The sequence below is a fragment of the Tsukamurella sp. 8F genome, assembly GCF_029167375.1.
Classification (GTDB): domain Bacteria; phylum Actinomycetota; class Actinomycetes; order Mycobacteriales; family Mycobacteriaceae; genus Tsukamurella.
This window is the reverse complement of sequence record NZ_JARFTP010000054.1, coordinates 1-12078: the sequence shown is the minus strand read 5'-3', so window position 1 is coordinate 12078 and position 12078 is coordinate 1. Positions and strand designations below refer to the sequence as shown.

The window sequence follows — 12078 nt, the reverse complement described above, 5'->3', positions numbered from 1 at the left end:
ATCCTGCTCGTGGACCTCGCCGTGGTACTCGTTTTCGCGGGCATCGGCCGAGACAGCCACGGCGAGGGGCTCGCACCCACTCAGATCCTGACCGTGGCCTGGCCGTTCCTGGTCGCCACGGGTGTCGGCTGGGCGCTCGCCTACACGCTGTCGCAGGTACGCAGCACGAACCCCGAGACGCACACGTTCCACCCGCTCCGGTTGTTTCCCGACGGCACGATCATCTGGGTCGCGACGGTCGCCGTCGGCATGGTCGCGCGTGCCCTACTCACCACGCGCGGGATCGCGCCGTCGTTCGTCGTCGTGGCCGCGGTCTTCCTAGGGCTGTTCCTGCTCGGCTGGCGCGCGGTCGCGACGCGGCTGCTGGCCCGCGCCGCCCGGTCAGATGTTGCTGAGGAACGCGCCGGCCACCTGTAGCGATCCCGCACCGGACTTGTCCCCGGTCACCATGACCGCGAAGACCTTGTCCCCCTGATAACCGACGAACCAGCCCGGGCCCTGCGGCCCGTTGGTGCCGACCAGACCCCGCACCTTCGTGGACGCGAGGTCACTGCCGTCGCCGCTGGGCGACATCGTCGAGTCGATCTTCGCGCTCACAGCCCTGCGCAGATCGTCGGGGACCGGGCCGAGCGGCGTATCCGGCTTCGACCGCTGGCCCTCGACGACGTACGGCGCCTGTGCGGTGCCGTGTGCGACGGCCGACATCATCACGGCCATCCCGAACGGGGACATCTTGACCGTGTCCGCCCCCAGCTCGCCCTTGCCGTCGCCGTCGCGCCCGGGCAGTGACGCCGTCACGGTCTGCACACCGGTCATGGCGAAATCGGTGCCGATGCCGAACGGCGCCAGCAACTGCTTCTGCTTGGCCGGGTCGCTGCCGGCGCGGGAGTTGATCGCCGAGAACAGCGGCTCGAGCACGGGGCCGGGAGTGCTCATGCCGGTAAGCGCCCACTGCGGCGAGATCATCGAGGCCTGATTGTTCTGCGCCGCCGCCAGCACCGCGCCCGACGATGCCGAGAGCACCACCATCGCGACCGGCTGGCCGAGCTGCACGACGGAGTTCTCGGCTGCGGTCTGCACCTTCGGATCCACCGAGGTCTTCAAGTCCGGACCGGGCGGCCCCTGGTAACCGACCACTCGCGTCGGTGGCCCCTGCTTGGGAACCAGCTGCACGGCCCACCCCTGTGTGGCGTCGCGGTTGGCCTGCCATGCGCCGCGGATGCCGTCGAACAGCGGCGACGACAGCTGCCGATTCGACACGAGCAGGTCGGACTTCGGTGTCGACGACAGCCCCGGCACCGCCTTGAGGTCGTCGGACAGGACGTTGTAGTCGTCGTCGCGCAGGTCGACGACGGCGATGGGCTTACCGGGGTTCGCCTTGGCCGAGGCCTGCAGCGACGCCGCGGTCACGAGCGGGGCGACGGGGTTCACGATCTTCGCTACCTTGGCGAGGCTCGCGTCGAGGTCCTTGGTCTTGGCGGGATCGACCGTCAGCGTGTGCACCGTGCCGCCGAACATCAGGGACGAGCCGTCCTTGGCCGACACCCTGGGCGACCGGGCGTCCGTCCGGATCTGGCGCAAGGAAGTGGTGGCGTCCAGGCCCGGGGCGAGGATCTCGGGATCCCACTGGATTCGCCATCCGATCGACAGATCGGTCGCGGTGCCGTGCGTGGTGTAGTCCCAATCGCGGTCCGGCCCGAAGTTCCAGTGCGTGTGCAGGTCGAACGTGGCCGTCCCGCCGGAGTACTTCTGGATGTTGCTCGCGTCGACCTCGAGCTTCTTCGGATGCATGTCCCTGAGCGTCTGGCCGAGCACTGTCGACGCCGACGTCGGCGAGGAGGTGAGTTGCGAGGCGCCTAGCCCGTTCAGGCTCTCGAGAGCCGACGTGTACTGGGCGAGCATCCCGGCAACTCCCGAGTCACTTCTGCCACACGCGGTCACTCCACCCGCGACGAGCGCGGCTACGAAGACAACCGTCGCCGCCCTTGTCCTCACCTCGGAACGCCCCTTCCTGCCGCCATGCGGCAACCCTAACGATCGGCGGCTTCCCGCGCCTGCGGGCCACGCCGCTTTGCGATGCCAGACGCGGAGTTTACCGACAGATACTGAGAGCAGCATTGCGCCGTCGCTTCATTCGGATGGCATCCTGGTCGGGAGCATCCGGCGCGACAAGGCCGGGACACGTTGGAGGAGCGAATGAACGCGACCGTCGTCCGCGCCGACACGCGGATGCGCACCGACACCCCCTGGCTGCGGTCTCGCCACTGCTTCTCGTTCGGCGACGAGTACGACCCGGAGAACACACACCACGGCGTACTGCTCGTCAGCAACGACGAGACGGTGGCCGCGGGTCGGGGCTTCGACACCCATCCGCACCGCAATACCGAGATCGTCACGTGGGTGCTGCGCGGATCCCTCGTGCACCAGGACTCCGAGGGACATTCGGGCGTCGTCTACCCGGGACTGGTGCAGCGGATGAGCGCGGGCACGGGAATCCTGCACTCCGAGCGCAACGACCGCTTCGCCACCCAGGACGGTCGGGGCCGCTCGGCAGGTCAGGACGGCGACGTGCGCTTCATCCAGATGTGGATCCAACCGGACCAGTGGGACACCCCGCCCGGCTACGCGCAGTCGGAGGTCGACGGTGACCTCGCCGCCGGCGGTCTGGTCGCAGTCGCGTCGGGGATCCCAGGCGACGACGCCGCGATCCGAATCGGCAACCGCGGCGCCGCGCTACATGTGGCCCGCCTGGCGCCCGGCACCTCGGTCACGCTGCCGGACTCACCGCTCGCGCACCTCTTCGTCACCGCGGGCACCGCCCACGTCGAGGACGTGCCCGGCGATCCGCTGGGCGACGGCGACTCCCTGCGGCTGACCGGCGGCACGGCCCGCACCGTCGTCGCCGGGGCGCAGGGCGCCGAAGTCCTGGCATGGGAGATGCACAGCCGCCTCGGCGGCTGACCGGCTATCGCGAACGACGGCCGGAGCCGGCGCCTGCGGCGAGCAGGACGACGAACGCTGATACGGCGAATGCGAGCGTGTACCGCGACTCCGCCGGTACGCGATCCGCGCCGACGACGACAGCGACCAGCTGGGCCCCCGCAGCTCCCCCTACGGTGCGGAGCACGGTGTTGAGCCCGGTGGCGGCTCCCGTGTCGGCGGGTGGCACAGCGGCGATCAACAGGTTGCCGAGAGACGCGAACACCAGTCCGTAGGCGACACCCAGCACCGCGCCGACCACTGCGATCTGCCACGCGTGAGCGTGCAGCACGGCGAAACCCGCCAGGCTGAGGGCACCGAGCACCGCGCCACCGCCGAAGACCGTGGGACCGCCGAATCGTCCGGCCAGCCGTCGCGACATCGGCGCCGCGACGACCATGCCCAGTGCCATCGGCACCATCAGGAACCCGACCGACGACGCGCTCGCTCCGAAGCCGTAGCCCGCCGAAGTAGGTGTCTGCGCGAACCGCGGCAGCAGGGTCACCGCAGCGAACATCCCGGCACCGACGGCGAGGGTCGCGATGTTCAGGACGCCGAGGTCACGTCCCGCGAGGAGCCGTAGGTCGATCAGCGGCGCCGCCGTCCCGCGCTCGCGCGCGACGAAGCCGGCTCCGCACGCCGCCGCCGCGAGCACCGCCACCGTCGGCGGCGAGCCCCATCCCCATCCCCGGCCCTGACTGAGTCCGAGCAGGAGGGCGACCAACGTACCGGAGAGCAGCGCGGCGCCCACGATGTCGACCGAACTCGCGCCGGCAGCCGGCCTGGGTTCCGGCACGGCGTGGATACCTACCACGACGGCGACACCGACGGCGGCGACCGGCCAGAACAACCACTCGATCCCGAAGGCGTCCAGAATCGGACCGGCGCACACCGTACCCACGGCTCCGCCGACCCCGAACATCGCACTGAGCGCCGCGACGACACCGGGTAGCCGGTTCTCCGGGATGTGCCTGCGTGCCATCCCGAACGTCAGCGGGAACACACCGCCGGACAGGCCCTGCAGCACCCGGCCGGCGACGACGCCGGGGAACCAACCGCCTGCGGTCGCGACGGCGCCGAGCACGCTGCCGACCACCAAGAGCCCCGCGCAGGCGACCAGGACCGGGCGGTAACCGAACAGGTCGCCGAGCCGCCCCGCAAGCGGGGTCGCCACGCCCGAAGCCAGCATGAAGGCCGTCAGCAGCCAGGTCACCGCGACGACGTCGACGTGCAGGCGGGCCGCGAAGACCGGCAGAACGGTGACGACGACGGCCTGCGCGTACGCCACCGCGAGCGCCGCGGCCAGGAGCACGACGGCGACCACTCCCGGCCCCACGCCCCGACCGGAGGCGGCGTCTGCGTGTCCCGGATCGCCGCCCCGAGCGTCTGTGACCTCGACGCGCGCCCGCTGCCTGAACCGCCTCCCAAGGGCCGCAAGCCCCGCCACGATCGCCGCCATCACCCACATCCCGGCACCTCCTGCCACTCGACTGAGGGCAGGCTAACACAATTTGTGACCATTGGTCTCTAATGTCTGCCGTAGGGTTCGAGACGTGGCCGAGGTGAAGGCGGGCCGCCCCGCACGGCTCAGTCGCGAGTTGATCGTCGAGACGGCGTTGAGCTGCGACCTGAGCACTCTCACGATGCGCGAACTGGCGCAGCGGCTGGGGGTGTCGCATTCGGCCCTGTACCGCTGGGTCGCCCACCGGCAGGCGCTGTTCGACCTGATCAGTGAGGTGATGGTCGAGCGGATCGTTCCCTCCGACGAGCCCACCGTGGACAACTGGCGTACCTGGCTGGCCCGGCTCGCCTGGGCCGCTCACGACGAGTTCCTCGCGGTACCCGGCTACGCCATGCACGTCGCCGCCCCGCACACCCACAACGAGCAGTCCTTCGGCCACCTGCGTGAGCGCGTGGTGCACGCCTTCCGGCTCGCCGGTGCCTCCGAGGCGATGGCAGAGCAGAGCTGGCACGTCTTCGGCATCTCCGTCGTCACGTGGCTCGGGGCCGCGCAGGCCGGCGTCGATGCGGGCCCGGGACGCCCGCGTTTCGAGCTCTTCCTGGACACGTTGTTGCGCGGCCTACCCACCCGGGAGCCCGTCGAGTACCCGCGCTGACGGTCAGCGCAGCGGTCGGTCCGAGGGAACGACGAGGTAGCTCGGCTGTTTCGGATCGATGACCACGTGCTGCGGCCTGAGGCCCGAGAGGCTGGTCACCGGCCCCAGCGACATCCCCTTGATCAGGTTCAGCGCGAACACATCGACGCGCAGCCGGTGGCCGGGCGCGAGGTAGGCGTCCGTCGCATGCGTGCCGATGTCGAGCGGCACCAGCTGCCCGGGCTTGACGAGCTTTCGGTCGGCGACGTCGAGGCGGTAGTAGGGCAACGTGTAGTCGCCGTTCGAGGCCTTGCTGCTGCGGCTGTCGTCGACATCGCGCAGAGACGTGGTGAGCTGACCGGAGCTGATCACCGACGAACGTCCGTCGGGACCCACGTCCGTGACCATGACGCTCCAGTACCCGTCGGTGGCGTCCAGCTTGGTGAGCAGGTGCAGGTTGATCGGTCCGGACACCACGGTGCCCTTCGACACCGGAGCGGACGTGAACGTCAGGCCGTTGGATTCGGCGAGCCGGTTGTCGTCGGTGCAGCCCTGGAACACCAGCAGGCCGAACATCGCCTGCCCCGTGTCGTTCGAGCACAGCGTCGACAGCCCAGGCGCCACGGTGCGCTCGGCCGCACGGTGCGGCGAAGACGTCTGCAGCGTGCCGTCGGCGAGTGCCCCGCGCGCCGTACCCGACGGTGTGCCGGACAGGTACAGCCGCTGGTACGACTGCCCGGGCTCGGGGAACGTGCCGCCCCTCCACCAACCGCCGCCGAGACGATGGATCGACGCGGACTGATAATCCTGGATGCCGTTGTCGACGCCCTTCAGCCAGTGGTCGAACCACGCCTTCTGGAGCACGTCGATCCGCGGCGGTGCGCCCCGCTTGTTCAGATCCGACCCTACGGTCGCGTGGTAGCGGTCGCTCATCACGAGCTTCTTCTTGCTATCCGGCAGAGCAGTGAGTCGTTGCAGCAGTTGCCATTCCGTGCCCGTGAACAGATCGTGCCAAGCGCCTATCGCGAAGGTCGGTGTCGTAACCTCGTCGAGCGGCGTGTGGTACGCGCGCCTCAGCTCCGAGTTCGGGTCGAGGAGCTGCTGCGTCGTCGGGGTCAGGCCTGCCACGGTCGGGGCCGTGACCCCCGAGACCAGCTCGGGGACGAACACCGCCGGGTTCTGCAGGCGGCTGGCGAGCCACTTCCAGTCGAAGGTGCCATTCAGCAGACTGCGCAGATCGGGGATGAACTTGAGGCCGTTGACCAACGCGAGCCACGGTCCGAGGAAGCCGACGCCGAGGCCACCGCCAGGAGCGACGATGTCGGATACCAGGTCGGCGCTCGGTACCACCGGGAACAGCGCCTGCAGGCCGGCGGGCTGCTTGGATGCGGCTTGCAACTGGTTGATGCCCGAATACGACATGCCGGTCATGCCCAGGCGCCCATTGGTGAAGCGCTGCCGTCGCACCCAATCCAGGATCTCGATGGTGTCCCGCTGTTCGCGGTTGCCGAAGACATCCCACACGCCCTGCGAGTTGCCGGTGCCGCGGACGTCTACGACGACCATGGTGTAACCGCTCTCGATGAGTTTCGGATCCATCGCGAAGGCGCCGATCATGCCGCTGTTCAGGTCGTCGCGCAGCGCGTCGACACCGGCGATCGGGGTGCCTGAGAAGTCGAGGAGGTTGAGCAGGTTGATCAGGCCCTGGCTGAGCACGGGGACGTTGACCGCGGCCTGGGCGATGGCGCTGACCAGCTTGGTGTAGGGCGTGACGTTGACGATTGTGGGCGTCCTGGTCGCGATCGGCCGGCCGGCGGCGTCCGCCGGGTGGAACACGTTGGCCTTGAGAACGGTGCCGTCCGACATAGCGATCGGGACGTCCCAGTCGACGCTCATGTTCGGGTACTTCGACGGCGCGTCATGCGAGGCGGTCCACGCCCGCTCGTCGGCGGCGGAGGACGGCGCCGCGGCGGCCTGCGGCAGACTCTTTGCCGGGAGCGCGACGACGGTCGGCCCCGCGACCAGGGCCGTCACACTCAGCACCGACACCCCCGCTCGCGCCGCGCGTGATCTCCAGCCTCCAGCCATGGCCCCTCCACCTACCGCCGAGTAACCCGATATACGGCGGAACAGTAACCCACGTCACATGTTCCTGTACGCATTTGCCGAGACTCCCCTCAGCTTCCGCCTCGGGGCCTCACCGGCTGGCAGGATGGGCGGCGTGACCGTGAATTCCTTCGCCCCCGGCATCGACCTGCAGTACGTGTCCGACGACATCCGCGTCCAGGACGACCTCTTCGGCCACGTGAACGGCGGCTGGCTCGCCGGGCACGAGATCCCCGCCGACCGGTCCAGCGACGGCGCGTTCTACGCCCTGCGCGACGCATCCGAGGAGCACGTACGCGCGATCGTCGAGGAGTGCGCCACGGGCGAGCACGACGCCGTCGGGGCCGAGAAGATCGGCGCGCTGTACTCCAGCTTCATGGACACCGAGACCGTCGAGGAGCTGGGCGCCCGGCCGCTCACGGACGAACTCGCGGCAGTGGAGGCGGCATCGTCGACCGCCGAGCTCGCGGGCGTGCTCGGGCGGCTGCAGCGCCAGGGAGTGCCGGGCCTGCTCGCCTACGGGGTGGACACGGACGCGAAACAGTCCGACCGCTATCTCATGCAACTCGCACAGGGCGGCCTGTCGTTGCCCGACGAGTCGTACTACCGCGAGGCGCAGTACGGACCGATCCGCGAGAAGTTCGTCGCGCACGTCGCGGCGACGCTGCGTCTGATCGACCACCCGGACGCCGACGCCGCTGCCGACGCCGTACTGGACCTGGAGACCGCGATCGCGGCCGGACACTGGGACGTCGTGGCCCGCCGCGACGCCGACAAGACCTACAACCTGCGCACCTTCGCCGACCTCGCCGACTCCGCCCCTGCACTGTCGCTGCACGTCTGGGCGGCCGCCGTTGCCGGGCCGGGGGCGAGCGAAGCGAAGCAGGGGCACACCGGCCCGTTCGCCGAGGTGAACGTGCGGGAGCCGTCGTTCGTCGAGCACGTGGCAGACCTCATGCAGCACCGCCCGCTCGATGAATGGAAGGCGTGGGCGACGTGGCGCGTCGTCTCCGCGCGGAGCCCGTACCTGTCGGAGGCATTCGTCGCGCAGCGGTTCTCGTTCTACGGAACGACCCTCACCGGCGCGCCCGAGAACCGGGAGCGGTGGAAGCGCGGCGTCGGCCTGGTCGAGGAGCATCTCGGCTTCGCGGTGGGCGAGCTGTACACCGCCCGGCACTTCCCACCCGCGGCGAAGGACCAGATGGCGCAGCTGGTCGCCAACCTCGTCGAGGCCTACCGTCGTCGCATCTCCCAGCTCGAGTGGATGACGCCCGAGACGCGTGAGCGCGCACTGGTCAAGCTCGAGAAGTTCACGCCGAAGATCGGCTACCCGGAGAAGTCGCGCGACTACTCGTCGCTGCACATCGACCAGTCCGATCTACTCGGCAACGTCCGGCGCGGCAACGAGTTCGAGCACGACCGCGAGCTCGCGAAGATCGGCTCGCCGGTCGACCGCGACGAGTGGTTCATGACGCCGCAGACCGTCAACGCCTACTACAACCCGGGCATGAACGAGATCGTCTTCCCGGCCGCGATCCTGCAGCCTCCGTTCTTCTCGCCCGACGCCGACGACGCCGTCAACTACGGTGGCATCGGCGCTGTGATCGGGCACGAGATCGGGCATGGCTTCGACGACCAGGGAGCCAAGTACGACGGTGACGGAAACCTCGAGGACTGGTGGACCGACAAGGACCGCACCGAGTTCGCTGCGCGCACGCGATCGCTCATCGACCAGTACTCGGCGTTCTCCCCGCGCGACCTGGACGAGGCGCACCACGTCAACGGCGAGTTCACCATCGGGGAGAACATCGGCGACCTGGGCGGGCTCGGCATCGCGCTCGTCGCTTACGGAATCGCCTCGGGCGGTACCCAGCCGGAGCCGATCGACGGACTGACAGGCCTGCAGCGCGTGTTCTTCAGCTGGGCGCAGGTGTGGCGCGGCAAAAGCCGTGAGGAGGAGGCGATCCGGCGGCTCGCGACCGATCCGCACTCGCCACCCGAGTTCCGTTGTAACGGGATTGCCCGGAATCTCGCTGAGTTCTATTCGGCGTTCGGCGTGTCAGAGGGAGACGGGCTGTACCTCGCACCGGAGGATCGGGTAACTATATGGTGACGAAGTAACCAGACCCCTACCGCCGTCCCGCGATCGGGACACCCAGGCCGTCCAGCAGCAGGCGGACCCCGTGTAGAAGACCGCGTCCGGGAGCTCCGCACCCGGGCAGGAGATAGGTGTCCGTGCACTCTCGAAACGAACCGCAGACACAGACCGCGCCGAACCCGGCGCCGGCGGATCGCGGGCCCACGGAACAGCTTCCGTCGGTGCTCGGCCTGGTCGGCGAGGTCGAGGATCTGCAACTCGAGGAATTGTCCCTCAGCGAGCGGATGGGCGAGATCGCGCGGCGGCTCCGCGAGTTGTCGACGTCGTCGGAGCGAGTACTGTCGGCGATCACCGAATTCGCCGTGGGCCAGGTGCCCGGCGCGGACTTCGCGTCCGTCACGCTGGTGGACGCCAAGGGGCAGATCACCAGCCCCGTCGTAGTCGGCGACGAGGCTCAGCGCATCGATGATCTGCAGCAAGAACTCGGTGAAGGCCCTTGTGTCGGTGCGACATTCGACGACAAGACGACGATCGAGGTGCCAGACGTAGCGACCGACGCGCGGTGGCCGCGGTTCGGGCGCGCCGCGAGCGACGCCGGCGTCGGCTCGATCGAGTGCTTCTGTCTTTACGTGCAGAACGACGCCTACGGGACTCTCAACCTGATGGCCCGCGATCCGCACGCCTTCTCCGCGGAGTCGTCGTCGATCGGTTCCCTGTTCGCCGTCCACGCGGCGGTCGCGTTCTCCGCTGTTCGCGAGAAGGAGCAGATCCGCGCCGCTCTCACCACGCGCGATGTGATCGGTCAGGCCAAGGGCATGATCATGGAGCGGTACAAGCTCGACGCCGACGGCGCGTTCCGGCTCCTCGCCCGCCTGTCCCAGGACGCCAACGTAAAGCTCGCCGAGGTCGCGGCGCAGGTGATCGAGGCCGGCCCGGACTGATGCGACCGCGACGCTGCCCGGCCGCCACTCCCCTCTGAAAGCGCCCGTCCCGAGTAGAAGTTCCCGCCCCCGGTGTGATATCAGCGGGGGCGGGTACTTCTATTCGGGAGCGCTGCGCGGGCTACTCGGCCGCCTGCGCGGCACCGTCGCCGACGGCCATCACGACCTTCGCCCCGACCGGCGCGGCCTGGATCATGCGCAGCGACGCCAGAGCCGGGGAAGCGTCGAGCATACGGCCCGCGTTGGCCAGCGCCCGCAGGGCCGCGGTCTCCGCCCGCGCCTCTTCCAGGCGCGCGGCGCCGCGTGCCTTGGCGGTCACCAGATCAACGGCGGCGGAACGAATCTCGCTGGGCAGCACGATATCCTTGACGACCACCGACCGCACCTCGAGGCCGACGCCGGAACCGGCCTCTCGGGCCGCCTCCAGGATCGGGGCGGTGTCGACCGCATCGCCACGACGCAACAGCTCCTCTACCGGGACCCCGACGACGGTGTCCCGCAGCGCTATCTGCGCCGCCAGGTAGACGACGGCATCCGGATCGACCGCGCGCTCGGTATAGGCGATCGGGTCGGTGACCGCCACGCGCAGCGTCATCGACACGCGGATCGCCACCGACTCCGCAGTCGGAATCTCTTGCGGTGCAACGGAGAGCAGATACTCGCGCATCCGCACACTGACGAGGCCGCGCATGTCGCGCACCCGGTGCCTGCCGGGCTCCATCAGTCGCACGGGCGCACCGGCGCGGTACTCCAGCACGACGTGGCCCACGGGCACCGTGAGCGGCGTCCCGAAGATCGAATCGAGGAATGACATGGCGAACCTCCTTTCCGTTCTGCATATTCGCCATCATGTATTCGGTTGTGGGTGCCACACACCGCCCCGGTGCGCGGGGCGGCGGGGCGACAGGAGGCGGACTCCGTTGCCGGAGAGCGCGATCCGCGTCGCCGCAGGGCCACCGGGCGCGTGGTCCGGGACGGCGTGCAGCTGTGGGAGAGGGACTCGAACCCCCTGGGCCAGCGGCCGTGCCTTTGTGGTGGTCGCGCGAGAGGTGACGCGCGGAACCTCGTGCGATACATCGCCTCGGCCGCTCCCCCTCGACGTGCCCGGCAAGTACTCTCGCACCGCCGCACCGTCGCCGGCAACCGAATTACGCCACCGCACACGAAACACCCGCCACACCTGCTTGATGCAGGCGTGGCGGGTGCGATCGGTCGGAAGAGGCGGACGACCTACTCGTAGGTCTCCCCGGCCTCGGCCTTGGCGATCAGCGACGCGGGCGGCGTGAACTGCTCACCGTACTTCGCCGCCAGCTCCTTCGCCCGAGCGACGAAGGGCTTCAGGCCGATGGTGCCGTCGGCTCCCTCGTAGCCGTTGATGTACTGCAGCACGCCGCCGGTCCATGCCGGGAAGCCGATCCCGAAGATCGAACCGATGTTGGCGTCTGCGACCGACTCCAGCACGCCCTCGTCGAGGCAGCGCACGGTCTCGACGGCCTCTGCGAAGAGCATGCGCTCCTGCAGCTCCTTGAAGTCCGGCGTCGAGCTGCCCGACTTGAAGTGCTCCTGGAAGCCCTTCGATAGGCCGGTGCGCTTGCCGTCGGCGTAGTCGTAGAAGCCGGCGCCGTCCTTCTTGGATGCGCGACCGTTCTCGACCATCCAGTCGACCACGGCGAACGCGCCGTGGTCCGGAACCGACTTACCCTCGGCCTCCAAGGCCTCTGCCGTGGCCTTGCGGATCTTCTGCATCAGCGTGAGCGTGAGCTCGTCCGCAAGCTGCAACGGGGCAGCCGGGTAGCCGGCCTGCTGGCCCGCCTGCTCCAGGTACACCGGGTCGACGCCCTCACCTACGGCCGCGAGG

Annotated in this window: 10 protein-coding genes; 5 read left to right on the top strand and 5 right to left on the bottom strand. The window is 69.3% G+C overall.

The genetic code is table 11. The annotated features are described in order from the left end of the window. Nucleotides 1-417: DUF3054 domain-containing protein (locus P0W64_RS22140; protein WP_343232897.1), on the top strand; the 417-nt coding region annotated here is incomplete at its 5' end. Here P0W64_RS22140 and P0W64_RS22135 read toward each other — a convergent pair. Then, nucleotides 382-1995, bottom strand: a complete 1614-nt coding sequence (locus tag P0W64_RS22135) for a hypothetical protein (RefSeq protein WP_275482363.1) — start codon at nucleotides 1993-1995, stop codon at nucleotides 382-384. The genes P0W64_RS22140 and P0W64_RS22135 overlap by 36 nt on opposite strands. 201 nt (nucleotides 1996-2196) lie before the next feature. Here P0W64_RS22135 and P0W64_RS22130 point away from each other — a divergent pair, with 201 nt between their 5' ends. After that, the gene (locus tag P0W64_RS22130; protein ID WP_275482362.1) at nucleotides 2197-2961 is read left to right on the top strand and encodes a pirin family protein; all 765 of its coding nucleotides are present in this window, start codon (nucleotides 2197-2199) and stop codon (nucleotides 2959-2961) included. Between the two features lie 4 nt (nucleotides 2962-2965). Here P0W64_RS22130 and P0W64_RS22125 read toward each other — a convergent pair whose 3' ends face one another. Next, on the bottom strand, nucleotides 2966-4465 hold the full coding sequence (locus P0W64_RS22125; protein ID WP_275482361.1) for an MFS transporter: 1500 nt from the start codon (nucleotides 4463-4465) through the stop codon (nucleotides 2966-2968). 67 nt (nucleotides 4466-4532) lie between these two features. Between P0W64_RS22125 and P0W64_RS22120 the strand changes: the two genes are divergently transcribed. After that, nucleotides 4533-5096 carry a TetR/AcrR family transcriptional regulator gene (locus P0W64_RS22120; RefSeq protein ID WP_275482360.1) on the top strand — a complete coding sequence of 188 codons (564 nt, stop codon included), beginning with the start codon at nucleotides 4533-4535 and terminating at the stop codon, nucleotides 5094-5096. Between the two features lie 3 nt (nucleotides 5097-5099). Here the strand turns inward: P0W64_RS22120 and P0W64_RS22115 are convergent, their stop codons facing one another. Then, nucleotides 5100-7163, bottom strand: a complete 2064-nt coding sequence (locus P0W64_RS22115; RefSeq protein ID WP_275482359.1) for a CocE/NonD family hydrolase — start codon at nucleotides 7161-7163, stop codon at nucleotides 5100-5102. 124 nt (nucleotides 7164-7287) lie between these two features. Between P0W64_RS22115 and P0W64_RS22110 the strand changes: the two genes are divergently transcribed. Together P0W64_RS22110 and P0W64_RS22105 are read left to right on the top strand one after the other, a co-directional pair. After that, a complete protein-coding gene (locus tag P0W64_RS22110; RefSeq protein WP_275482358.1) occupies nucleotides 7288-9294 on the top strand; it encodes a M13-type metalloendopeptidase in 2007 nt (668 codons plus the stop codon). A gap of 116 nt (nucleotides 9295-9410) precedes the next feature. Next, nucleotides 9411-10220 carry a GAF and ANTAR domain-containing protein gene (locus P0W64_RS22105; protein WP_275482357.1) on the top strand — a complete coding sequence of 270 codons (810 nt, stop codon included), beginning with the start codon at nucleotides 9411-9413 and terminating at the stop codon, nucleotides 10218-10220. A gap of 121 nt (nucleotides 10221-10341) precedes the next feature. On the opposite strand, the gene P0W64_RS22100 is transcribed toward P0W64_RS22105, so the two are convergent. Both P0W64_RS22100 and P0W64_RS22095 read right to left on the bottom strand, forming a co-directional pair. After that, nucleotides 10342-11034 carry a slipin family protein gene (locus P0W64_RS22100; protein WP_275482356.1) on the bottom strand — a complete coding sequence of 231 codons (693 nt, stop codon included), beginning with the start codon at nucleotides 11032-11034 and terminating at the stop codon, nucleotides 10342-10344. 416 nt (nucleotides 11035-11450) lie between these two features. Beyond that, on the bottom strand, nucleotides 11451-12078 hold a 628-nt coding region (locus P0W64_RS22095; protein WP_275482355.1), incomplete at its 5' end, for a 3-hydroxyacyl-CoA dehydrogenase family protein.